This window comes from Facklamia lactis (genome assembly GCF_015863205.1).
Taxonomy (GTDB): domain Bacteria; phylum Bacillota; class Bacilli; order Lactobacillales; family Aerococcaceae; genus Facklamia; species Facklamia lactis.
Map to the genome: position 1 here is coordinate 113694 of NZ_JACBXQ010000006.1, position 23497 is coordinate 137190.

The 23497-nt window shown below is 37.1% G+C and carries 26 protein-coding genes, 1 tRNA gene and 1 riboswitch; of the genes, 2 read left to right on the forward strand and 25 right to left on the reverse strand.

Annotated elements, in window-relative coordinates; genetic code table 11:
- Position 1 precedes the first annotated feature (1 nt).
- The 23 genes from HZY91_RS09830 to cysS form a co-directional block, all read right to left on the reverse strand.
- On the reverse strand, positions 2-979 hold the full coding sequence (locus tag HZY91_RS09830; RefSeq protein WP_197116084.1) for an ABC transporter permease: 978 nt from the start codon (positions 977-979) through the stop codon (positions 2-4).
- 10 nt (positions 980-989) lie between these two features.
- Entirely contained in the window at positions 990-1919 is a 930-nt protein-coding gene (locus tag HZY91_RS09835; RefSeq protein ID WP_197116085.1) for an ABC transporter permease, read from the reverse strand.
- 61 nt (positions 1920-1980) lie between these two features.
- A complete protein-coding gene (locus HZY91_RS09840; protein ID WP_197116086.1) occupies positions 1981-3501 on the reverse strand; it encodes an ABC transporter substrate-binding protein in 1521 nt (506 codons plus the stop codon).
- A 410-nt stretch (positions 3502-3911) separates the two neighbouring features.
- Entirely contained in the window at positions 3912-4679 is a 768-nt protein-coding gene (gene accA, locus HZY91_RS09845; protein ID WP_197116087.1) for a carboxyltransferase subunit alpha, read from the reverse strand.
- On the reverse strand, positions 4680-5558 hold the full coding sequence (locus HZY91_RS09850) for an acetyl-CoA carboxylase carboxyltransferase subunit beta (protein ID WP_197116088.1): 879 nt from the start codon (positions 5556-5558) through the stop codon (positions 4680-4682).
- A 3-nt stretch (positions 5559-5561) separates the two neighbouring features.
- Positions 5562-6941, reverse strand: coding sequence for an acetyl-CoA carboxylase biotin carboxylase subunit (locus HZY91_RS09855; protein WP_197116089.1), 1380 nt, complete (start codon positions 6939-6941; stop codon positions 5562-5564).
- 10 nt (positions 6942-6951) lie between these two features.
- Complete coding sequence (gene fabZ / locus HZY91_RS09860; protein WP_197116090.1) at positions 6952-7416, reverse strand: 3-hydroxyacyl-ACP dehydratase FabZ; 465 nt, start codon at positions 7414-7416, stop codon at positions 6952-6954.
- Positions 7417-7426: 10 nt separating this feature from the next.
- Positions 7427-7891, reverse strand: coding sequence for an acetyl-CoA carboxylase biotin carboxyl carrier protein (gene accB, locus HZY91_RS09865; protein ID WP_328752646.1), 465 nt, complete (start codon positions 7889-7891; stop codon positions 7427-7429).
- A 5-nt stretch (positions 7892-7896) separates the two neighbouring features.
- On the reverse strand, positions 7897-9129 hold the full coding sequence (gene fabF / locus HZY91_RS09870; protein ID WP_197116091.1) for a beta-ketoacyl-ACP synthase II: 1233 nt from the start codon (positions 9127-9129) through the stop codon (positions 7897-7899).
- Between the two features lie 13 nt (positions 9130-9142).
- Positions 9143-9865, reverse strand: coding sequence for a 3-oxoacyl-[acyl-carrier-protein] reductase (fabG, locus tag HZY91_RS09875; RefSeq protein WP_197116092.1), 723 nt, complete (start codon positions 9863-9865; stop codon positions 9143-9145).
- Positions 9862-10809 (reverse strand): ACP S-malonyltransferase, encoded by a 948-nt coding sequence (locus tag HZY91_RS09880; RefSeq protein WP_197116093.1) that lies wholly within the window; start codon positions 10807-10809, stop codon positions 9862-9864. Before HZY91_RS09880 ends, fabG begins: the two co-directional genes overlap by 4 nt.
- Positions 10810-10826: 17 nt before the next feature.
- On the reverse strand, positions 10827-11792 hold the full coding sequence (fabK, locus tag HZY91_RS09885; protein ID WP_438940313.1) for an enoyl-[acyl-carrier-protein] reductase FabK: 966 nt from the start codon (positions 11790-11792) through the stop codon (positions 10827-10829).
- 23 nt (positions 11793-11815) lie between these two features.
- Positions 11816-12040: an acyl carrier protein gene (locus tag HZY91_RS09890; RefSeq protein ID WP_197116095.1), complete on the reverse strand. Its 225-nt coding sequence runs from the start codon at positions 12038-12040 to the stop codon at positions 11816-11818.
- Positions 12041-12059: 19 nt separating this feature from the next.
- The gene (locus HZY91_RS09895; protein WP_197116096.1) at positions 12060-12995 is read right to left on the reverse strand and encodes a beta-ketoacyl-ACP synthase 3; all 936 of its coding nucleotides are present in this window, start codon (positions 12993-12995) and stop codon (positions 12060-12062) included.
- On the reverse strand, positions 12995-13459 hold the full coding sequence (locus HZY91_RS09900; protein WP_197116097.1) for a MarR family winged helix-turn-helix transcriptional regulator: 465 nt from the start codon (positions 13457-13459) through the stop codon (positions 12995-12997). The genes HZY91_RS09895 and HZY91_RS09900 overlap by 1 nt, the downstream gene beginning before the upstream one ends.
- Before the next feature lie 162 nt (positions 13460-13621).
- A tRNA-Lys gene (locus HZY91_RS09905) sits at positions 13622-13694 on the reverse strand.
- A 74-nt stretch (positions 13695-13768) separates the two neighbouring features.
- A complete protein-coding gene (gene thiT, locus HZY91_RS09910) occupies positions 13769-14338 on the reverse strand; it encodes an energy-coupled thiamine transporter ThiT (protein ID WP_197116098.1) in 570 nt (189 codons plus the stop codon).
- Between the two features lie 47 nt (positions 14339-14385).
- A riboswitch (TPP riboswitch) is annotated at positions 14386-14485 on the reverse strand.
- A gap of 119 nt (positions 14486-14604) precedes the next feature.
- A complete protein-coding gene (locus HZY91_RS09915; protein WP_197116099.1) occupies positions 14605-15132 on the reverse strand; it encodes a QueT transporter family protein in 528 nt (175 codons plus the stop codon).
- Between the two features lie 144 nt (positions 15133-15276).
- A complete protein-coding gene (locus HZY91_RS09920) occupies positions 15277-15888 on the reverse strand; it encodes a sigma-70 family RNA polymerase sigma factor (protein WP_197116100.1) in 612 nt (203 codons plus the stop codon).
- A gap of 21 nt (positions 15889-15909) precedes the next feature.
- Complete coding sequence (locus tag HZY91_RS09925) at positions 15910-16446, reverse strand: NYN domain-containing protein (RefSeq protein WP_197116101.1); 537 nt, start codon at positions 16444-16446, stop codon at positions 15910-15912.
- 13 nt (positions 16447-16459) lie between these two features.
- Positions 16460-17227 carry a 23S rRNA (guanosine(2251)-2'-O)-methyltransferase RlmB gene (rlmB, locus tag HZY91_RS09930; RefSeq protein WP_438940312.1) on the reverse strand — a complete coding sequence of 256 codons (768 nt, stop codon included), beginning with the start codon at positions 17225-17227 and terminating at the stop codon, positions 16460-16462.
- A gap of 47 nt (positions 17228-17274) precedes the next feature.
- A complete protein-coding gene (locus HZY91_RS09935; RefSeq protein WP_197116102.1) occupies positions 17275-17700 on the reverse strand; it encodes a Mini-ribonuclease 3 in 426 nt (141 codons plus the stop codon).
- A gap of 3 nt (positions 17701-17703) precedes the next feature.
- Positions 17704-19131 carry a cysteine--tRNA ligase gene (gene cysS / locus HZY91_RS09940; protein ID WP_197116103.1) on the reverse strand — a complete coding sequence of 476 codons (1428 nt, stop codon included), beginning with the start codon at positions 19129-19131 and terminating at the stop codon, positions 17704-17706.
- Positions 19132-19298: 167 nt separating this feature from the next.
- Between cysS and HZY91_RS09945 the strand changes: the two genes are divergently transcribed.
- Positions 19299-19517 carry a hypothetical protein gene (locus HZY91_RS09945; RefSeq protein ID WP_197116104.1) on the forward strand — a complete coding sequence of 73 codons (219 nt, stop codon included), beginning with the start codon at positions 19299-19301 and terminating at the stop codon, positions 19515-19517.
- Between the two features lie 87 nt (positions 19518-19604).
- Positions 19605-21083, forward strand: a complete 1479-nt coding sequence (locus HZY91_RS09950; protein ID WP_438940309.1) for an aldehyde dehydrogenase family protein — start codon at positions 19605-19607, stop codon at positions 21081-21083.
- A gap of 56 nt (positions 21084-21139) precedes the next feature.
- Here HZY91_RS09950 and lplA read toward each other — a convergent pair whose 3' ends face one another.
- Both lplA and HZY91_RS09960 read right to left on the reverse strand, forming a co-directional pair.
- Positions 21140-22147: a lipoate--protein ligase gene (gene lplA, locus HZY91_RS09955; protein ID WP_197116105.1), complete on the reverse strand. Its 1008-nt coding sequence runs from the start codon at positions 22145-22147 to the stop codon at positions 21140-21142.
- A 105-nt stretch (positions 22148-22252) separates the two neighbouring features.
- A complete protein-coding gene (locus tag HZY91_RS09960; RefSeq protein WP_197116106.1) occupies positions 22253-23449 on the reverse strand; it encodes a dicarboxylate/amino acid:cation symporter in 1197 nt (398 codons plus the stop codon).
- Positions 23450-23497 lie beyond the last annotated feature (48 nt).

Sequence of the window (23497 nt, forward strand, 5' to 3'; positions counted from 1 at the left end):
CCTATCGTTTCAACTTAGGATCGAGCGCATCCCGAAGTCCATCACCCAAAACATTTAAAGCAAAAATGGTAGTAACAATTGCTAGACCAGGGAATAAAGTCATATGAACTGCATCTCTAATATACGAGCGACCACCGGAGAGCATGGCCCCCCATTCCGGTGTAGGCGGCTCTAATCCTAGCCCAATAAAGCTTAAACCAGCAGCATTAATAATGGCATATGCCACCCCTAAAGTCGCTTGAACTATAATAGGTGCCATACAATTTGGAATGATATGCTTAAGAATTATTCTAAAATCACTCGACCCGTTGGCTTTTGCAGCCTCTACAAATTCCATATCACGAATTGAAAGGACAGATGAGCGCACCAAGCGAGCATACCCTGGTATAGCTGCTATTCCCACCGCGATCATTAAATTTGCTAATCCAGGACCTAAAGCTGCCATAATTGCAATTGCCAAAAGAATGTCTGGAATAGATTGTAAAACATCTATAAATCGCATTAAAATATTATCTACTTTTCCACCGTAGTAACCGGTTATCGCTCCAATTGCTACACCCAAAATCAATGATATGGATACAGATATAAACCCAACTTTAAGTGAAATTCTGGATCCATAAACAACACGACTAAAAATATCTCGACCTAAATCGTCTGTGCCAAAAAGATGTTCAGCACTGGGTCGAGCAAATTGATTTTGTAAATTTTGTTCCGCAAAACCATAAGGTGCAATCTGATCCGCAAACAACGCCACAATTATTAATAGGACTATAATAGCTAAGCCAACCATTGCAAGTTTATTGCGTTTCATCCTTATCCAGATGTCTTGTAAACCACGAAAACGACCTCGTTCCTTTGCTAACGGGGGAGAGATAACCTCTTTGACCTCAGGTAATTCTTCTTCAATAGGAGCTTCAAAATGGTCTCGTTCAATATCTACTAACTCTTCTTCAGTTTGTTCTAATTTAGGATTTTCCATCTTAATCCCCCTATACGTATTTAGTCTTAATTCTAGGGTCAACAAAAGTATATAATATATCAACTATCAAATTGACAATACTAAACGTGACCGCCACAAATAATACACACCCTAATACCATTGGCATATCACGCATTTTTATTGAGTCAACCATTAAACGCCCAATTCCTGGAATGGAAAAAATAACCTCAGTCATTAATGCTCCTCCCATGAGCTGTCCAAATTGTGTCCCAACAATTGTGATGATTGGAATAAGAGCATTACCTAATGCGTGCTTCCAAATAACTACATTCTCACGTTGCCCTTTTGCTTTAGCCGTTTGAATATAGTCTTGTCGAATTACCTCAAGCATCGATGACCGAGTCATCCGAGTAATGACCGAAACAGACTGAGAACCTAAAGCAACTGCAGGTAAAACCATTTGCTCTGGACTAGAGAAACCAGAAGATGGAAACCAACCTAATGAAACGGAAAAGAACATAATCAAAAGTAATCCTAACCAAAAAACAGGCATAGAAATACCAATCAAAGCAAATATCATGGCAATATTATCAAAAATAGAATACTGTCTGATCGCACAAATAATCCCAATCGGAACGCCTAATAAAACTGCAAATGCTATCGAAAGAAAAGCTAATTGAACAGTTGCCCCTGCCCGATTTAAAATTTCCATAGCTACCGACGATTTGGTGATATAAGAAGTTCCTAAATCGAACTTAGTAAAAATGTTTGTAATGTATCTTCCAAATTGAACCAAAAAAGGATCATCAAGTCCCATTTCAAGTCGAAGAGCTTTAACAGCTGCTTCTGATGCAGATGGACCTAATGCATTTCTAGCTGGATCTCCGGGAGTAATATATAAAAGGGCAAAAACAATAAAACTGACCCCGAGAATAACCGGAATTAAGTATAATAACCGCTTAATAATATATTTAATCATTCATTTACACCTTCTTTTATATTTAGAGGAGATGTTCCCATCTCCTCTACTAAAATTACTATTATTCGGCACTCTTAGTAACCGGTGCGAGTTGATACCAACCAAAAGGAGATAGTTTTAAATTTTGAATTTCCTTTTGAGCACCCACTGTTAATTCCTTATTATGTTCCGGAACCCAAGCCGTTATTTCCATTAACTTCTCTTGTACCTGCCGATATAAATCTTCCCGCTCTGAATCTTCTTTAGCAAAACGTGCTTCTTCCAGTAATTTATCAATTTCTGGATCATCTAAATAGATATAATTTCCACCTTCACCTGCAGAAGATGAATGGAAACATGGATAAAGGAAAGTATCTGGATCCGGTGAATCCGCCGTCCAAGCAATCTCAAACATTTCTTGTTCACCTTTTTTTAATAACTCATTAAATGCTGACCATTCCAATACATTAATCGATACATCGATTCCAACCTCCGCTAACTGTTCTTTCATAGCGGTTGCCATATCGATTCGGTCCTTATTCTCATTGGTTGAAATAGACGTTGAGAAGCCATCACCAAAACCAGCTTCCTCCAAAAGTTTTTTTGCTTTTTCTACATCTCTTGCTCTTGGTTGCATGCTATCCGAAATCGAATATTGTAAGGTTGGTGACATTACACCAGAAGCTGTTTTACCTAACCCTCGGAAAACAGCCGATACAATCGAATCTATATCAATTGCATAAGAAATAGCTTCACGAACTTTTGGATCGTTGAACGGCTCTTTTTGAGTATTAAATCCTAAATATGTTGTTCCATAGTCAAACGATTTAAGTAATTGTAGTTTTTCATTACCTTCTATTTTTTCCATATCATTAGCAGCAATATCATAGGCAATATCAACACCACCTGATTCTAATTCAATCACACGATTACTTGGTTCAGGAATGACACGGAATAATAAAGTTTTATAAGCCGTTTTTTCTCCGTGATAATCTTCATATCTTTCTAATTCAATGGAATCAGCTTTTGTCCATTTGACAAATTTTACAGCCCCTGTTCCAACTGGTTGACGAGTATAATCATCTCCAGCATCTGTAACAGCCTTCTCATTAACAATATATCCTCCTGGATGGCAAAGAGCTGCTAGTATCCCTGAAAAAGGTTCTGTTTGTTTAAACTCAACGGTATAATCATCCACTGCTTTTAAACTATTAATATCAATTGTTTCAAATAAATGTTTCACATTTGGTGCTTCAATAGCCCTCTTAAGTGAAAAAACGACATCTGAAGCCTTCAGTTCCTCACCATTATGAAATTTTATGCCTTGTTTTAATTTAAAAACATACGTTGAATCATCAGGTTGCTCAATACTCTCAGCTAAACTTGGCTCTGCCTCACCATTCTCATTAATTTTTACTAAACCTTCATATATTTGATTCATAATATGACTTGATTGATTATCGTTGGTAGCAACAGGATCTAAAGATATAGCGTCTCCAGAAGTTGCAACCGTTAAGGTCTCTCCACCACCTGCACCAGAGCATCCTGCAACATTGAATATAGCTAATACTAATAAGACTAATAGACCTAATTTTCTTTTCATCTGTCTCCTCCTAAAATTTTATAATCGATCAAAATTTTCAATAAAATGTTTTTTTACTCACCCTTTCCGCCTGTATTGTAACCGCATTCAACAAGCATATGTTACAATTAGCACAAGGTTTTGTCAACGCTTTCACAGCTAAACTAATCATATTCTAATACTATACGAATTTTAAAACTTTAAAATTTTATAAATTAGAAGCGAGTTAAAACTTGCACAAGATTGTCATGTTAATTTATTATAAATTAATATACATCAATAAGTTTTTATTTTCTTAAAAGGCAAACTAAAAAGAGGAGCCCTTATTTAAATAAGGACTCCTCTTTCTTTAATATTTTATTCTTACTGCTCATTCGATTTTATTTTCATTTAAATTAAAATCCCTCTAGTTTATAAAAGGCAATTCACATTTAAAATTTTCTAAAACGATCATATCGTTTAATAATTCGATCTTGTACGGAGATCTGCTTTAATGACGAAAACTTTTTGATGATTTCTACTGATAAATATTCAAGAAGTTGTTTCTTAGTATGGGCACTTTCTTGTATAATTCGATCAATCACTTTTAAATCAAGTAAATCTTCTGCGGTTAACTTCATAATTTCTGCTGCTTGAGGTGCTAGTGAGGAATCTTTCCATAGAATTGACGCAAAACCTTCAGGAGATAGAATCGAGTAAATTGATTTTTCTAACATCCATACCTCATCTGACAAGGCAAATGCAATAGCTCCACCAGACCCTCCCTCACCTAGAATAATAGCTAATGTCGGAACTGTCAGCTGAGCCATTAACTTAAGAGATCCAGCAATGGCTTCACCAATCCCAGCATTCTCAGATTCAGGAGTAGCATCTGCACCAGCAGTATTAATCAGGGTTAGTATGGGGCGATTGAACTTCTCAGCTTGTCGCATTAATCGTTGAGCTTTGCGATATCCAGCTGGTCTTGCCATACCAAAATTACGCTCCATATTATCGAAAAGATTCTCTCCCTTTTGAATACCAATAATCGTGATCGCTTGATCTTCTACCAGACCCACTCCTCCAACAACTGCTTGATCATCACCTGAGAGACGGTCTCCATGCAATTCGATAAAATAATCACATAGATGATCAATTATTTCTTTGGCATTAATTCGATCAGATTGTCGTGCTTGCAATACAATTGAATAAGCATCCATCTATTCCTCCTCCTTTATGTCAAGTGAATGAATAGTTAACAATTGCCTAATCACTTCTTTTTGAAGATCACGTGAAACAATCGAATCAATGAAACCATTCTTTAAAACCGTTTCACTCTCTTGAAAACCATGCGGCAGTTCGGCATGAATTGTTTGTTCAATAACCCGTTTCCCTGCAAACCCAATGGTTGCCTTTGGTTCAGCAAGTATAATATCTGCCTGGTTAGCAAAAGAAGCGGTCACCCCACCGGTTGTAGGCTGCGTCAAAACGGCCAAATAAAATAATCCAGCCGCATCATGCTTGGCTACAGCTTGAGATACTTTAGCCATCTGCATTAAAGAGATAATTCCTTCTTGCATTCTAGCTCCGCCCGATGCAATATATAAAACCACTGGTAATCGTTTCTCAATCGCTTTTTCAAATAAACGAGTCAGCTTCTCTCCCACAATATGGCCCATTGAAGCCATAATAAAACGGGAATCCATTACCCCTACAGCAATTGTTTGCCCTGCAATTTTTCCTAATCCCGTGACAACTGCTTCTTGTAAACCCGTATTCTCTTGTTTATCTTTCAATTTATCCATATAATCAGGAAAATTGATTGGATTCACTAAATCTATTTCGGCATCCAATTCTTCAAAAGTCTCCGAATCCAATAGCCAGTCAATTCGATCATAGGCAGGAAATTGTAAAGGATAATGGCATTTTCTACAAGTTCGATCTTCTGGGAGATCCTTTCTTACTAGTGCTTTCTTACATCCCGGACATGTAAAAGTAGCTCCATCAGGTATTTGTTTGATCCTTTGCTGGTAATTATCAGGCTGACTAGGGTTTAAACGGATACTATTTTTATATTTATTTTTTCGAAATAACGCCATCCGCTAGTCTCCCTTCTTTAAATCTGCTAACCACTGTTCTAGAAAATCATTTTCTAGCCACTGAGTATGAAATTCCCCACGTTGAACTTGTGGGTCTTGAGCAAGTGCCTCAAGTAAATCGACATTCGTTTCAACGCCTTCAATTACAAACTCCGTCAGCGCTCGATTTAATAGTGCCCAAGCCTGTTCTTCTGTTTGCTGATGAACAATAATTTTTGCAATCATCGAATCATAAAAAGGTGATAAATATGAAGGGGCATAAATACCTGTTTCCACTCGTAATCCTAGCCCTCCTGATGGTAAATTAAGAGCCTTAATCTGTCCACTAGAAGGTTGAAAGTGAGTGAAAGGGTTTTCGGCATTAAGCCTTGCCTCAATTGATACCCCTGAAAATTTTATATCCTCCTGTTGATAGGCTAATTTTTGATCCGCAGCAATCTTAATTTGCTCTTTGACAATATCAATTCCCGTAATCATCTCTGAGATAGGATGTTCTACTTGTAAACGAGTATTCATCTCCATAAAATAGAAGTTACCTGCTTGATCAAGTAAAAACTCTATCGTTCCAGCATTTCGATATCCAATTGTCTGAGCAGCCTTTACAGCAGCCTGACAAATTTGATACCGAATATCTTCACCAACAGATAAGGCAGGAGCTATTTCAATGACTTTTTGATGCTTTCTTTGTAAAGAACAATCCCTTTCCCCCAGATGGATCACATTTCCATAGTGATCAGCCAATAACTGCACTTCAATATGCTTAGCAGCATCAATTACCTTTTCAATATATATATCTTGATTCCCATAAATACTCTGAGTTTCATTTTGAGCTTGTTCAAATAAACGCTCAAAGTCATCAGCCTGATCGACCCTTCTCATTCCCTTACCGCCGCCTCCATCAGCAGCTTTAATCATCACAGGATAGCCGATTTGGTCAGCCAACTCTTTACCATTTTTTACAGAATAAATAAGTTCTTTAGATCCTGGCGTCACAGGAACCCCCGCTTCGATCATGGTTTGACGAGCATTATACTTATTACCCATTAATCGCATCACTTCACAACTAGGGCCAATAAAGGTAATACCAACTTGCTGACACATTTCCACAAAATCATATCTCTCCGATAGAAATCCATATCCCGGATGGATCGCATCTACTCCCGTTACAATTGCAGCACTCAATATCGCAACAGGATTTGCATAGGAATCGAGACTTTTTGCTGGACCAATACATATTGCTTCATCTGCCAATTCAGTATGCATCGCTTCACGATCTGCTTCACTAAAAATGGCCACTGACTCAATCCCTAATTCTCGTAATGCTCGGATAATTCGAACCGCAATTTCTCCACGATTGGCTACTAAGACTTTATGGAATCTCATCTTAACACTCCTATGCTTGATCTAAATCTGAAATGATAAAGGTCATTAAGGCTTCAGAGACTACTTCACCTCTTTGATTAGTAATAACCCCTTGTCCTTGTCCCATTCTTTTTTTCAGCTTAACGATATCGACTGTCACTGTTAAACAATCCCCAGGCACTACATTTTTACGGAATTTTACTCTATCCAACGCTGCTAAGAAAGCAATTTTCCCCTTAAAATTATCACTCTTGAGTAAAGGAATCGATCCGACTTGAGCCATTGTTTCAATCTGAAGAACTCCTGGCATAATCGGATTACCTGGAAAATGTCCTTGTAAGTAGGACTCATTTGCGGCTACATTCTTACGAGCCACAACCCGCTCCTCTGGAATTAATTCCTCTACACGATCCACAAAAAACATCGGATAACGATTTGGTATAATCTCCATCACTTCTTGGGCTGTCAATACTGGCTCTTTCATTACTTCGGTCATCTTTATCCTCCTAGGCTTGAATTCGAACTAGAACCTGTTGATACTCTACAACTTCTTCGTTCTCCACGCATATCTCTACCACTTGGCCTGAGATTGGGGCAGGTATTTCATTCATCATTTTCATCGCTTCAACAATACAAATAGTTTGCCCTGCTTCAACTTGATCTCCTACTTTAATAAAAGCTGGCTCTCCGGGCTTAGCTTGAAAATAAACAATTCCAACAATAGGTGAGGTGACTGCTTGCTCATTACTTGATTGAACCTCAACATCAAAAATCTCTTTTTCTCCATTGGTATTGTGAATTAAAGACGGTTCTTCAGTATGATAGGGTTCCACATTATTATCTGAATGACTCGTCAATTGAGGAACTTCTTTCGCTAAGATAAGCTCTGTTCCATCTTGTTTGAATGACAAATATGCTAAACTTGATTGATCAATTCTTTCTACTATTTCTAGTAATTCTTTCTGATCCACTCTACTTATTCCTCCCAGCGTTTAAAAATTAAGACCGCATTATGTCCACCAAATCCTAATGATGTAGACATTGCATAGCTCAACTCAGCTTGACGCCCTTGTTCAGGTACGTAATCCAAATCACATTCTGGATCAGCCTCTTTTAAACCTAGTGTAGCGGGTACAAAACCTTCTTGCAATGCTTTAATAACCGCAATAGCCTCTACACCCCCTGCAGCTCCTAATAAATGACCAAAATGGCCCTTAGAAGATGAAACAGGAATTTGATAAGCATGATCTCCTAAAGCATATTTTATTGCCACTGTTTCGCCAGAATCATTAGTGGGAGTAGACGTTCCATGAGCATTAATATAATCGATGTCTTCTGCAACAATTTCGGCTTGTTTCAGTGCCATCTTAATAGCTTCTCCGGCTCCGGAACCATCTGGACGTGGAGCCGTCATATGATAAGCATCTGAATTAGCGCCGTATCCCACCAATTCAGCTAATATTTTGGCACCTCGTGCTTTAGCGGATGTTAGTGATTCCATAAAAAGGACTCCTGCCCCTTCTCCCATGACAAAACCATCACGATCTTTATCAAAAGGACGAGAAGCCGTTTCTGGATCAGAGTTAGTCGAGAGAGCTGTTAATGCCGCAAAGCCCCCTAAACCAATTTCATTGATCGTCCCTTCTGTTCCGCCAGCAATGCAAGCATCAAGTAAACCACACTTAATTTTTAAGAAAGCTTCTCCAATTGAATTTGTTGCCGATGCACAGGCAGTAACAATATCTAAACTTAATCCTTGCGCTCCTAATTGCATCGAAATATTCCCTGCTGCCATATTTCCAATTGTCATCGGAACAAATAAAGGAGGTATCCGCTTATGTCCTTTCGCTAACATTTTAGTGATCCCATTTTGAATTTCAACTATCCCACCAATTCCAGACCCCACAATAACGCCAACTCGAGAAGCGTTTGCCTTAATATCATAAGCCGCCATTGCGGTAGCCTCATGAGCTGCAATAATTCCATATTGAGTAAACCAGTCCATTCTTTTCGCTTCTTTTCGACTAAGAATCGGCTCAGGATCAAACTCTTTTACTTCGGCAGCCACTTTGACCTCCCAATCAGAAACATCTATTTTTGTGATAAAATCAATTCCTGATTGGTTGTTTTTCATACTTTTCCAAAAATCATTCACACTATTGCCGATTGGTGAAACGGTTCCTAAACCCGTTATAACAACTCTTTCCATTTCGCTTATCTCCTTACATTCTCATGCCGCCGTTTACTTCAATTACTTGTCCTGTCACATAGGAACTTGATATTAAATAGTTAACCGCGATCACAATATCCTCAACGGTTCCTAATCTTTTTAAAGGTATATATTCAAGCATTTGATTTTTAACTTTCTCACTCAATTGATTAGTCATTTCTGTTTCAATATAACCTGGGGCAATACAATTTACACGAATAGTACGAGGAGCTAATTCCTTAGCTAATGATTTTGTCATTCCAATGATACCAGCTTTTGAGGCTGCATAGTTCGCCTGCCCTGCATTCCCTGTGAGGCCAACAATGCTCGCCATATTAATAATTAAGCCTGATTTTTGCTTAATCATTTTCTTTGCTGCGTGCTTAGCCATATTAAAGCTTCCATATAAATTTGTTTTGACAACACTGTCAAAATCCTCGGGAGTCATCTTTACAAACAATCCATCTCGGGTAATTCCCGCATTGTTAACCAAAAGATCTAACCGTCCGTATTTTTCATGTACCAAATTTATCATTTTTTCTGCTTCATCATAATTACTAACATCCCCTATTAAGTAGTCTATCGTTTTTTCTGCATCTTTAAATTCTTCTTTAACAGATGACTCAATAGGTTGAAGTCCGTTCATCACTACTTGATGACCCTGTTTAGCTAAAGACTTCGCAATCGCTAGACCGATCCCACGAGCGGATCCTGTTACCAAACAAACTAAACTCATTTTGATTGCTCCTCTTGTATAAATGCTTTGATTTTTGCTACATCCTCAATTTTATCAACTGTCAGAGTATTGATAGATACTCGATCACGGCTCAGCATTTTAACTAAAGTATCTCCTGGACCAATTTGTATCAAATGGGTAATTCCTTTACTGATCATTAAATCAATCGTTTGTTTCCATTGCACAGGAGACACTAAATGCTGTGTCAAAAGTTTTTTTACTTTATCAGGTTGGTGAATAGATAAATCTGTATTGGATATCACTGGAATTTGAGATGATTCAAAGTGATAGGTTTGGAGTATTTCGTGATATTCATTCTGTATTGGAGCCATCAGCGGAGAATGAAATGGTCCCTCAACCTTTAAAGGAATAACCCCTTTAATACCTGTTTTTTTAGCCACTTTTCTCAATACCTTTAAATGCTTCTGACTACCCGCTACAACAGTTTGTGTAGCAGCATTGAAATTTGCTAACCACAATTCATCACATTCTGTGTGATCCACAAGTCTCTGCACTAGCTCTGACTTTATACCCACAACTGCGACTAAGCCACTTGGATAGCTTTCTGCTATCTTTGAACAATGTGCAGACATTAGTTCTCCTCGCTTAACAAGCAGATCAATTCCCTGTTCAAAGGTCAGCATTCCACTAGCCATTAAAGCACTATATTCACCTAAACTTAAACCAGCCATATAAGAAACGGCTGGCAGTTGAGGTCTAATTGCTTGATAAATAGCCATGGAGACACTTGCTATCGCAGGTTGAGCATTTCTAGTTTCGGAAAGTACATTACCACCTTCCTTCAGCCAATTGATTAAAGGCAATTGACTAATGACTTGAGCTTTCTCAACAACCCTCAAGCTTTCAGGATATTCTTGTATAAAATCAAGCCCCATTCCCGGATAATGTGCTCCTTGACCATTAAAAATAATTCCTAAAGACATACACGTCCTCCAATTTATTAATCAGCAATATATTTTAAATAACAATCACTCATTGCTTCTTTACAACCTGCCATATAAAACTGGATCGTCTCCGCTACTGAGGCCTCTTCATTAATTAAACCTGCTATCTGGCCGGCCATCATCGAACCCCCGTCCACATCTCCTTCAACAACCGCCTTACGTAACGCCCCTTTACCTAATTCGGCTAAACGCTCTAGATCTGGGGAGACTTTACTTGTTTCTTCCTTCTCAGCTTGTAGATATGTTTTGGTTAAACGATTACGCAACACTCTAACAGGGTGCCCTGTAATATGACCTGTAATCACTGTATCTACATCTGAAGCTTTTAGAATAGCTCGCTTAAAATTTTGATGGGCATTCGATTCATGAGCCACCACAAATCGGGTTCCTATTTGAACAGCAGAAGCACCTAACATCATTGCGGCGGCCATTGCGCGACCATCGCCAATTCCACCAGCAGCAATGACGGGGATTGAGACAGCATCTACTACTTGCGGTAATAAGGCAAGTGTGGTGGTCTTCCCAATATGTCCTCCCGCTTCCATACCTTCAATAATTACAGCAGAAACACCTATACGCTCCATTCTTTTGGCCAAAGCTACTGACGCCACTACTGGAATCACCGATATCCCATGCTCTTTAAAACGCTGCATGTATTTCCCAGGATTTCCTGCCCCAGTTGTAATAATTTTTATACCAGAGCTCAGCAAATAATCAACTACTTCTTCAACATGTGGATTCAGTAGCATAACATTTACTGCAAAAGGTTGATCTGTTCTAGCAAACATTGCTTCAATTTTATCCTTTACACGTTCAACTGGATCATGACCTGTTCCAACGACTCCCAAGCCTCCGGCATTTGAAACAGCAGAAGCTAGATCAGCATCTGCCACCCAAGCCATCGCACCTTGAACAATTGGATATTTAATTCCTAATAGTTCTGTAATAGGTGTTTTCATTATTATTTCCTTTTCATTGCGATTAACTATTTTTGTGCTTCAATATAGTTGACAAGATCTGATACCGTTTGGATATTCTCATCGGTATCAATTGTGATATCTAACTCATCTTCAATCTCATTGATCACTTGGAACAAGTCTAAACTATCCGCATCCAGATCATTTTCAAAGTTTGTTTCCAATAAAATTTTATCTGCTTCTACTCCTAATTCCTCTACGATAATTCCTTTAATTGTTTCAAATGTTGACATCATATTTTCCTCCAAATTTTTATAATTTAAATGATTGGTGTCCCCAGGCGAGTCCTGCACCAAAGCCTGTAAGAACAACCTGTTGTTTTCCCTCTAAACGAACTTTCTTTTCTTGAACAAGTTTATCTAATAAAACAGGAATACTAGCTGCTGATAAATTGGCAACACTTGCTATATTAGAAGGGATTTTTTCTTTCTCGATAGACAGCTTCTGCTCCATCAAATCTAACAATCGTTGGTTCGCTTGATGAGCAATCAAATAGTCAAAACTAAGTTGATGTTCTTCTATAAAATCTTTCAAAGTTGGAATCACTTGTCGCATGACAAAATTAAAAACTTCGCGACCTTTCATTTCCATAACAGCATTATTTTGGCAATAACTTACATCTACAGTAATGGCTCTTTCAGAATCTGCTTGTGCCAATTGTTGACTACAAAATTCGGGTAAAGCTTTGCCATTATTTTCAATTAGCAAACCCCCCGCCCCATCGCCGAACAATATAATTGTGGATCGATCATCGGGATTAAGGATTTGACTCATTTTTTCAATTCCTAAGACAAGAGTATAACCTTCCGTATACTGCTGTGATAATGCGTTAGCTACTTCTAAAGCCATGACAAAACCACTACAGGCTCCATTAATATCAAACCCCCAAGCGTTCTCAGCACCTATTGCCGCAATCAATTGATTAGCAAGAGAAGGGGTCGGTAAATAAGACGACATAGAGGCTACAACCACTAATTTTATATCAGAAAGCTGGCTTGACTGAACAATCTTTTTAGCCGCATTAATTCCCAAACTAATGAGACTTTCTTCAGCCCAATAACGACTTTTGATTCCCGTTCGTTGCTGAATCCAATCATCATTAGAATCTATCTGAGTTCGTTGAATCAACTTATCATTAGTTATTTTGTTACCTGGTAAGAAAGAACCAGTCTGTATAATATGCCCCATTATTGAAGCTCCTCTTCAGCTTGAAGGTCTATTTCTTGTAGGAAGCTATATAAATTTTGCAACCCTTTAATTAAAACAGTTGCTTCTTCATTTTTCATTCCAGTAATGGATCGTTCGACCATTTTATGATGGAATTTAGCATGCAATCGATAAAGTAGTTTTCCCTTTTTTGTCAGCCTTAATGTTATCACTCTTCGATCTTTTGGATCAGCCTCTCTGATAACATAATCTTTTTTTACAAGATTACGAATTGAAACAGACACGGTTCCAGCAGTCACTCTCAGCTTTTTAGCTACTCCAGATGTTGTATTGCCGAACAGTCCAATTGCTTCAATAGTATGCATTTCTTTGACCGATAAATCTGAAAAATCACTCGATTGAAGAGAACTTTCTTCAATAATCAGTACCTGATTAAAAATATCTACTAGGTACAAATTGATTTCCCTAAGAAGGTCTTTTTCCAAAGCATCACCTCAATTTTGTTTGTTTGAACATCAAACTATTTGATAATCAAAATTCTACACCGGGATTTATTTTTTGTCAAATCATTTAATATTTTTATGATTTATAAATAAATTGTTATAAAAAAAAGCATCACATCCCAAAGGATATGATGCTTAAAATACTGACCCGTGCAGGATTCGAACCTGCGACCCACTGATTAAAAGTCAGTTGCTCTACCGACTGAGCTAACGAGTCTTTGCTGAATAAAATACAACAAAAAATATTATACAATGATCCATTAAATAAATCAATAAATAATCGATATTTCTTTAAATATTAGAGGGCTTTATTGTATCCTCTTTAAAAATGATAGGTGCCACCGCATAAATAATCACTAGAACAAGCGCCGAAATAATTGCAGTAAGAAGTGCGCTGGCTCCGTTCATCACAAATGAAAAATAAAGTGGCGACCATCCTTCTGGTGCATATTCGCCCCAATATACAACACCTGCTATAAAATGCCAAAAGAAACGAGCAAAGGTTCCAATTAAAACTGATAATATCAGATACAATGGTTTTCTTTTTGAACTTGAATGAAATTTATCAGCTATTAATCCTGCAAAGCCCGCAAACACAAAAGCAATAATATATTCAATAAAAGCTTGTAAAGCTCCGAGTATCATAACATTACCGGTTACAAAATGTAATAACCCCCAGATAAGTCCGGCTAGTAAACCAGCTTTTGTACCCGCTCGTAATGAAGTAATTGTCAAGGGAACCATTCCCAACGAAATTGTTAAAGATGTCCCGATCGTAGTCGGTAGCATAGAAAGTACCATTGCAACAGCTGCAAATATGGCCGCTTGAACCATTACCAAAACTCTTGTATTTTTTCCCATAAAAAAATCTCCTTACTTATTGGCAAAGTAAAGAGAGGCGGGCATAGTAATCCCACAAAAGTAATTCCTACGGACGCCTTAACGTCATCAGGTTCGAGGGTCAGGATCGAATCCACTCTCAGCCATCTGGCTCCCCTTTACTTAGCATTTATATTTATTTAATTTTACTATATCAAAGTTTTTATAATTTGTATAGTTGATTTCACAAAGTAATAGAACTCCTTTTCGATTAATAGTCCTCATACTAATCGTATTGTATCAGTTTATTATCTGGTTAAATCAACACGAAAACTCACAATATATATCAGACTACCGCCTGCGAGCAAACTAATGGCTTCCACTAAAACCATGCTCAAATAAATACTCCAAAAAGCCTGCCAACCTGCCCCTAACATGACAACTAATAAAGCAATCGTGAACATTGAAAGTGAGAAAACAATGCCCAACACGAAATACTGAATCAACATGGAGTTAATCTGATAAGAACATCGTTTCTTGATATAAGGAGTCAGCTTCTCTGCGATATAAGCTCCCATAAACAAAAAAACAAAACTTGATAACGACCCAACAATCATATCATAGACACCGTAAGAAAAAGAATTAACAATAAAAACACCCAACGTTATTCCATAAATATGACGTTTATTATATAAGGCTAAAAAATTTAAACCCTCACTAATTCTTAACCCCACTTTAAAAGACAGAGGCCCAAGAATCAGAGTTAGCACAATATAAAGACTAGCGACTAATGCAATCTTTGCCAGAGTAGAAACAGACGGACTTTCTTTTTTCATATACATTCTCCTTTATAGAATAAAATTCTATTAATAACTATGACCAAAGGACTTTTGGGTGGCTATATCCACCGAAGAATCATAGTGCTCCGAAGGAGCAAGAAGTAGTATATCACAGAAAGTCATCTCAGAGTATCCATTCAATTAATTATTAATAATTTTTTTAAGTTTATCTTTTGCTCGTCGAATGGCATGTCGCACTTGATTTCTATCCATTCCCTTTCTTTCGGCAATCTCTCGTGTTTTTAAGTTTTCATCTACATAATAATGCATGACTTCATATTCAAGTGGACTGAGGCTTTCTACAAAATGCTGAGAGTCTTCTTGAACAATAAATTGTGCTTCTGGGGATTCCTGCATCTGATAATTTGAACAGATAGAAGTATTTTTTGCATTTTTTGCTGCTTCTGACATACTTTCGTGTTGAAAAGAAGACTCTATCCATTCATTTCCTTTTTTTCGTCGCTTATCCGCACGGATTAAGTTATAAACATAGTTTCGATAAACACAAGCAAAATAAGGCGCAAAGTAAGGTCCCATCTTAGGGTCAAATCGTTGAATAGATAAATATAGCTGTAACATTCCCTCTTGTATAATGTCCTCAGGCGAACAACCCTCAATTGTTACAGAATAGGCAACTTTTTTAAATAACGGCATAAAGCGCTGAACCAGTAATCGAAAAATTATTTCATTGTGAATATCTTTTTGCAATGCTAGAATCAGCATTTCATTAGTATAATGATCAAATTTTTCCATTTCTTGCTCCATCTCCTTCATTTATTCATTCTTATTAAGCTGGTCTCTTAATTCATCTAACAACCTCATTTGCTCCACTTCCCATGGACTTCTCCTTCTAAGTCGAGCAGAATAATAATCCTTAACTTCTTGTCGGATCTGTTTCTTAGAATAATTAATTTCCAGCAACAGTTCCATCGCAGACATTCTTAATGCACCACGTTGAAAAATTAGCCATTGTTCGGCCATATCACTCGTTGCCACAACTACTCGATTCACTGGACTGATCCATTGACTTACTTCTCGTTCAATATAGGAATCCGCCGTTTCTCCTTCTTGAGTAAAAACAACTGACAGATGATATCGGTTATACGTTTTCGTAATACCTGGAACGAACTGGGCATCAAATACCACTATAATCGTAATATCTCGATACTTCCGATAATCAGAAAGTGCAAATAACAGCTGATCTCGTGCTTCAGCAATTTCATCTTTTTTCTGAAGTTGGGCTAGCTCTGGCCAAGCCCCGATCATATTATATCCATCCACAAACAATATTTCTCGACGCTTGTATTTCACTATATCACCTGCCTTACTTCAAACGATTTCTAGCCACTTCATACATCAGCACAGCTGCAGCCACTGAAGCATTCAAGCTTTGTACATGACCTATCATTGGAATTGTAACCTTTCCATCCGCTGTCTTAGCCACTAAATCTGAAACGCCTTGACCTTCATTTCCTATCACAAGCGCTAAAGGACCTGAACTATTCCACTTCCTCATATCCTCTCCAATCATATCGGTTGCGAAGACCCAAACCCCTTCACTCTGAAGCTTTTGGATTGTTTGCGAAAGATTAGTCACTCTTATGATCGGAACATGTTCAATAGCTCCGGTCGATGTTTTAGCTACTACATTGGTTAAGCCCACAGCCCTTCTTTTAGGAATAATGATGCCATGGACTCCGACTGCATCTGCAGTCCGAATAATTGAACCTAAATTATGTGGATCTTCAATACCATCTAAAATGATTAAAAACAAATCCTCATCTTGACTTCTAGCAAGATTAAATGCATCCTCAAGTTGAGAATATTCAAAAGGTGGTGTTGCTACCACTACTCCTTGGTGGTTCCCTCCATCTGACATTTCATCCAGCTTACTTTTAGGCACTTCTTGGAAAACGATTCCATTCCGCCGAACCAAATCCATTATACTCCCAATTTGTTCACCAGCAAGCCCTTTTTGCAAAAAAAGTTTATTTACCTGTTTACCAGAAGACAGATAACTTAAAACACTATGCTTACCATAAATAAACTCATCATTGAATTCAATGTTATCTCTTTTTTCGTGATTTAAAATTTGTTTTTCAGCAAATTTACCTTTTTGATGTTTAACTCTCTTCGGCACTATTCTTCACTCCCATGATCAATGTAATCAATCGCATATTTAATAAGCATAGCAATACGTTCTTCTTGATTAGTGATATGGAGCCAACCCAAGATGGCTTCAAAACCTGTAGCTTGTCTATATTCCCCAATAGAAGCATTTTTTGCCTTTGTATTTGCTTTATGATTTCTTCCTCGTTTATAAATCGCTATCTCCGCTTCAGTCAGAAAATCATCCCTTTTGATCCAACTTTGAATAACTCGCGCTTGTCCTTCAGCAGACACATATTTTACAGCTGCCTTATGTAATTTATTAACTTGAGTAAAACCTTGTTGAATAACATGTTGACGAATAGCCGTTTCATATACAGCATCACCCAGATAAGCGAGTGCTGCTCCATTTAGTAAAGTGAAAGGAGTCCTATTGATCTTTTTTTCTTCTGACACTCTTTAACCTCTCTTCCACGTAGTGCCTTGCGGTGTGTCATCTAGTAAGATATTTTGAGCTTTTAATTGTTCTCTTATTTCATCTGCTCTAGCAAAATCTTTATTTTTTCTAGCCTGATTGCGTTCCTCTATCATCGCTTCAACTTCAGCATCTAGAACCTCATTATCTTCTAAATCTAATCCAAAAATATCTAATAATTTTACTATTTCCAAGTAAAATCGATCTAGAATATTTCTTTCTACCTCTGAAGAATCCAAATATCGGTTCGCTATTTTTACCATTTCAAATATAGCTGTCATACCATTAGCAGCATTAAAGTCGTCATCCATTGCTTCTTCAAAGACCATCTTTTGCATTTCAAATTCTTTTATGACGTGAAGAGATAAATCATTAAATTCTGAATCTTCCTTTAAGTGTGCTTTTCGATTACTCAAACGTCTTAATACTTCTTTCAATCGACTAACAGATTGTTCCGCATTTATTAAGGCATTGCGGTCATAACGTAGCGGACGGCGATAATGAACGGTTGAAAGTAAGTATCGTACAACCATTGGATCAGTTTCTTCTAATAAGTCTCGTAGCAAAACAAAATTACCCAATGATTTGGACATTTTCTCATCGGTTTCTCCATAAGTCACAAAGCCATTATGCATCCAGTAATTAGCAAAAATATGGTCCGAATGCGCTTCTGATTGTGCAATTTCATTCTCATGATGGGGAAATTGTAAATCTTGTCCTCCTCCATGAATATCGAGTACTTCGCCTAAATACTTGGTTGACATCACAGAACACTCAATATGCCAACCGGGTCTCCCAAAACCCCAAGGAGATTCCCACGAAATTTCATTCTGATCCTTCGTCGCTTTCCAAAGCGCAAAATCTAAAGGACTCTCTTTACGTTGGTTTTCTTCATCATTTAATCGTTGACTTGCTCCTTGACGTAAGTCTGCTATCGATTGATCAGACAATTTACCGTAGGTTTCAAATTTGTCCGTACGAAAATAAACATCACCTTGGCTTTCATAAGCATAACCTTTTTCAATCAGGACTTTGATATATTGAATAATTTCTGGAATATTATCCATAACTCTCGGATGAATATTAGCAGGCTTGACATTAATCGCCTGCGTATCCTCTTGATAAGCAGCAATATATTTATCAGATAGCATTTTAGGCGTAAGCTTTTCTTCTTTGGCAGCTTTAATGATCTTATCATCCACATCTGTGAAATTACTTACATAATTCACTTCATAGCCTCTATATTCTAAATATCGGCGAATAATATCAAACGCAACAGCTGAACGTGCATTCCCTATATGAATATAATTATATACAGTCGGTCCACAGACATAGAAATTAACTTTTCCTGCTTGCTGAGGGATAAACTCTTCTTTCTGACGGGTTAAGGTATTAAAAATACTAAGTGCCATACTCGACCTTCTTTCTTCAAATAACTTGTGCTTTATTATAGCATCATTTAGCAGAGCTTTCGAATTATGGTCGAAAAAAGTGTTATTACAAGACCTTTTAATAAATCTTTGGTATATTAAAAATGTAACAAGTTGGTATTTATAGTTAATTTAAGGAGGATCTTATGATGAAAAATAAGCAGCTTCTATTTACCCCATTTGCTTCTCATGCTAACAAGTTAATAAATTATAATACACTAAGTCTTGATCAGGGCACAGCTTCCGCCTCTCATCAAGACTTATTATCTTTTTATAGAGGAAACAATTTAATAGCAAACCGCTTAATCAATTTCATTAAGCGTGGCTTTCCGCCGGAGGTGATCCTTTTATCTACACCCTTCCCCTAAAATTTAAAGGCCTTAAGCAAAGCGCTTTCAAAAAAATGAAAGATTCATTATAATATCATTAACTATTCTTAAGAAGGGATTGATATAGTGAACATTCGACAAATTATAGATGACAAATATCCTTTATATATTGATGGTAATTGGACTGAGGGGACGGGACAAGATTATATCACTGCCTATAATCCCGCTACCCATGAAGAGTTATCACAATTTATAGATGCAACGAATGAGGATGTTGATCAAGCGGTCGAAGCCGCAAGAAAAGCTTTTAGCACTTGGAGTATAACAAGTGTTAAGGAGAGAAGCTCTATTTTATTAGCGATTGCAGATCGTATCGAAGAGAATGCTGAACGTTTTGCTCAGATTGAAAGTTTAGATAATGGTAAACCTATTCGAGAAACATTAGGAGCCGATATCCCCTTAGCGATTGACCACTTCCGATATTTTGCTGGGGTCATTCGAGGCGAAGAGGATCAGGTTAAACTGTTAGACAATCAGACCATGTCGATGATTCTTAGAGAACCAATTGGAGTAGTCGCTCAAATAGTTCCTTGGAATTTTCCCTTTCTAATGGCCGCTTGGAAAATTGCCCCAGCTTTAGCAGCTGGAAATACAATCGTTTTTAGCCCATCTTCTTCAACCTCTCTTTCAATTCTTGAATTAACTAAAATTTTACATGAAATAGTACCAAAAGGTGTCTTTAATCTCGTAACAGGAAGAGGGTCCAAATCAGGCGATTACTTACAGCATCATAAAGGAATTGATAAGATTGCATTCACCGGATCAACTGAAGTCGGAAGAGGAATAGGGATTTCTGCCGCTGAAAATCTAATCCCTGCAACCTTAGAGTTAGGTGGAAAATCAGCCAATATATTCTTTGAAGATTGTGATATTGAGAAAGCAATTGAAGGAGTGCAATTAGGTATCTTGTTTAATCAGGGGCAAGTGTGCTCTGCAGGTTCAAGAATATTTGTCCAAGAAAGCTTCTATGACCAATTTATGGAAAAAATAATTACAGCTTTTAAAGAGGTTAAAGTTGGTAACCCAATTGAAAAAGAAACGCAAATGGGAGCTCAAATCAATGAGAAGCAAATTGAAACAATCGAAAAATATATTAAAATTGGACAAGAGGAAGGAGCTAAAATTCTTATTGGTGGCGAAAGATATCAGGAAGGGCCATTAGCTAAGGGAGCTTTCTTCCAACCAACCCTACTAGAAGCCACAAATGAGATGCAAGTAGCACAAGAGGAAATATTTGGTCCAGTAGGTACCATTATCAAATTTAAAGATGCTGATGACGTAATTCAAATGGCCAATGATAATGAATATGGACTCGGTGGTGGAGTATGGACATCTGATCTTAACACAGCTTTCAAAGTAGCACGAGAAGTTAGAACAGGGCGTGTATGGGTCAACACCTACACACAATTTGAGGCTGGCGCGCCTTTTGGTGGCTACAAAAATTCAGGTATTGGCCGCGAAACTCATAAAATGATTTTAGATGCCTATACGCAAACAAAAAATATTTATATCGATTTATCTGGTAAAGGTGCTGGACTCTATTAAATAGTATAAAAAAGGTAGGTTTAAAACCTACCTTTTTTTATTTTTTTGATTAGCCTTTATGAGAAGATCAACTCTACAAGCTCTTCAGCGGTCACATCGCCCAAATATTGTTTTAAATTAATGTTTGTCAAAACCTCTTTGACAGCATTTTTCTCAAATTTTACACCTCTTAAGGCATTTTCCACATCTTCGATTTCTCCCAGACCAAAGAAATCCCCATAAATTTTAACGTCTTCAATCATTACTTTATGCGTTTTAAAGCGCATATCAACAAAACCAAATGGAAATTTTTTAGCAACTTTGATATCGAACTTAGGCGAATGACCATAATTCCAGTCCCAATTACCAAAACGTTCTTCCCGAATTTTGTATACGGCTTTCCAATCTTCCTCTGTCAAATGATATTCTTTGACATTTTCACGCTTGTCAACTTTAAAAATTTCCAATAATAATTTATCTCGAAACTCTTCTGTTGTCATATCTTTATATTCATCATCCACATAAGGTTTCAAATTTGTCACGCGTGACCGAACAGATTTGACACCTTTTGATTCAAATTTTGCTTTGTTTGGTTTTAAGGCATTGTTAACTTCGTCTAAATCTGAGTCAAATAAAATCGTTCCATGAGCAGTCATACGTCCATTTTTTGCATACATTGCATTCCCTGAAAACTTTTTGCCATCTACTAACAAATCATTTCGGCCAAGCAATTCAGCAGTTCGGGCACCCATCTTATGTAAAGCCTCTATCACTGGTTGAGTAAATGCTTTGAAATCACGAAAAGATCCATCATCATCTTTGATAAAACAAAATGAAAAGTTTCCTAAATCATGATAAACGGCTCCCCCACCTGACATTCTTCGTACAACCGTTATATCTTTTTCCTCCACATAGGGTTGATTGATCTCTTCAAACGTATTCTGATTACGACCAATTATGATGGATGGAGAGTTAATATAGAATAGCAAAATAGGCTCATCAACTAAACGATTTTCAACTAAATAAGTCTCTAGAGCAATATTAACACTTGCATCATAATTATCACCATTATCAACAAAATACATACGCGTCCTCCTTTAATTTAATAATTATATTATGACATTTTTTTCTATTAACTCAAGAGACAAAAAAAGCCCTCTATAATATTCCTAGAGGGCTGGTTTACTAAATTATTTATTTATAATTTTATCTTGGTATATCTTATCAATGAAAACGGCAATCGCGTTATCACCTGAAACATTCGCTGCTGTACCAAAAGAATCTTGAGTTAAATATAAACTGATCATTAATTGCTGCATGGCATCCGTTGCAATTCCAACCATCGGCAAGAAAGGAAGAGCAGACATAATCGCTCCACCCGGAGCTCCTGGTGCTGCAACCATTGCAATTCCCAACATAGCAATAAATCCAAGAATCATTCCATATCCATGTGGTAAATCATACATTAACAACAATGCTGTAGAACAAGATGTAATTGTAATCATCGAACCAGCTAAATGGATTGTAGCACATAAAGGAACAACAAAATTACGAATTTGTTCTGAAACTCCATTATTCATTGCACATTCAATATTAACAGGAATTGTTGCAGCCGAAGATTGGGTTCCCACAGCTGTCATATAACCAGGAATCTGATTTTTTATTAAAGCAAATGGATTCTTCCCTGCGTAAGTCCCAAACACAATGAACATTAAAGATATATATAAGATATGCATGATAATTACAACTAGGAAAACTTTCCAGAAAATTGAAAGAACCGCAAATACTGAACCTGAACGAGACATATTTGCAAAGTTTCCTAAGATATAAAATGGTAATAAAGGAACAATGACCACTTCAAGAACTTTAACAATTATCTTTTCAAATTCATCAATTCCTTTATATAAAATTTCTCCTGATCCAATCCCACGTAACCACGAAATTGATAACCCCATCATAAATGCTAATACAATTGCAGCCGTTACATCAATAAAAGGCTCCAACGGAATTGTAAAAAGTGGCTCAACTCCTCCACCTGCTTCGGTGATTTTCTCTACTAAATCAACTGTAATAAAACTTGGAAATAAATTAATTGCTACAAAATAAGCAATGGTTCCTCCAATTAAAGTTGAAATGTAAGAGGTTAAAGCTGTAATTCCTAACAACTTACCTGCTCCATCCGTCAAATCAGCAATTCCTTTAGTAACTAATCCAATGATCATCAAAGGAATAAAGAAGCTTAAGAATGAACTAAATAAAGACGACAATGTCACTAAAATTCTAATAAACCATTCAGGTATAAATGATAATTGACCTATAATAATCCCGATAATTATTGCAATAATTAAACGGGGAACTAATCCGATTGTTATTTTCCTTTTTGACATATTTTTCTTCCTTCCATAACATTAGTATAACCGAAAGCGCTTTCCGAA

Excerpts from the sequence above, each read along its gene's own strand:
- HZY91_RS09830 (WP_197116084.1), bottom strand. The coding sequence starts at position 979 with ATGGAAAATCCTAAATTAGAACAAACTGAAGAAGAGTTAGTAGATATT.
- HZY91_RS09835 (WP_197116085.1), bottom strand. The coding sequence starts at position 1,919 with ATGATTAAATATATTATTAAGCGGTTATTATACTTAATTCCGGTTATT.
- HZY91_RS09840 (WP_197116086.1), bottom strand. The coding sequence starts at position 3,501 with ATGAAAAGAAAATTAGGTCTATTAGTCTTATTAGTATTAGCTATATTC.
- accA (WP_197116087.1), bottom strand. The coding sequence starts at position 4,679 with ATGGATGCTTATTCAATTGTATTGCAAGCACGACAATCTGATCGAATT.
- HZY91_RS09850 (WP_197116088.1), bottom strand. The coding sequence starts at position 5,558 with ATGGCGTTATTTCGAAAAAATAAATATAAAAATAGTATCCGTTTAAAC.
- HZY91_RS09855 (WP_197116089.1), bottom strand. The coding sequence starts at position 6,941 with ATGAGATTCCATAAAGTCTTAGTAGCCAATCGTGGAGAAATTGCGGTT.
- fabZ (WP_197116090.1), bottom strand. The coding sequence starts at position 7,416 with ATGACCGAAGTAATGAAAGAGCCAGTATTGACAGCCCAAGAAGTGATG.
- fabF (WP_197116091.1), bottom strand. The coding sequence starts at position 9,129 with ATGGAAAGAGTTGTTATAACGGGTTTAGGAACCGTTTCACCAATCGGC.
- fabG (WP_197116092.1), bottom strand. The coding sequence starts at position 9,865 with ATGAGTTTAGTTTGTTTGGTAACAGGATCCGCTCGTGGGATCGGTCTA.
- HZY91_RS09880 (WP_197116093.1), bottom strand. The coding sequence starts at position 10,809 with ATGTCTTTAGGAATTATTTTTAATGGTCAAGGAGCACATTATCCGGGA.
- HZY91_RS09890 (WP_197116095.1), bottom strand. The coding sequence starts at position 12,040 with ATGTCAACATTTGAAACAATTAAAGGAATTATCGTAGAGGAATTAGGA.
- HZY91_RS09895 (WP_197116096.1), bottom strand. The coding sequence starts at position 12,995 with ATGGGGCATATTATACAGACTGGTTCTTTCTTACCAGGTAACAAAATA.
- thiT (WP_197116098.1), bottom strand. The coding sequence starts at position 14,338 with ATGGGAAAAAATACAAGAGTTTTGGTAATGGTTCAAGCGGCCATATTT.
- HZY91_RS09915 (WP_197116099.1), bottom strand. The coding sequence starts at position 15,132 with ATGAAAAAAGAAAGTCCGTCTGTTTCTACTCTGGCAAAGATTGCATTA.
- HZY91_RS09920 (WP_197116100.1), bottom strand. The coding sequence starts at position 15,888 with ATGGAAAAATTTGATCATTATACTAATGAAATGCTGATTCTAGCATTG.
- cysS (WP_197116103.1), bottom strand. The coding sequence starts at position 19,131 with ATGGCACTTAGTATTTTTAATACCTTAACCCGTCAGAAAGAAGAGTTT.
- HZY91_RS09945 (WP_197116104.1), top strand. The coding sequence starts at position 19,299 with ATGAAAAATAAGCAGCTTCTATTTACCCCATTTGCTTCTCATGCTAAC.
- lplA (WP_197116105.1), bottom strand. The coding sequence starts at position 22,147 with ATGTATTTTGTTGATAATGGTGATAATTATGATGCAAGTGTTAATATT.
- HZY91_RS09960 (WP_197116106.1), bottom strand. The coding sequence starts at position 23,449 with ATGTCAAAAAGGAAAATAACAATCGGATTAGTTCCCCGTTTAATTATT.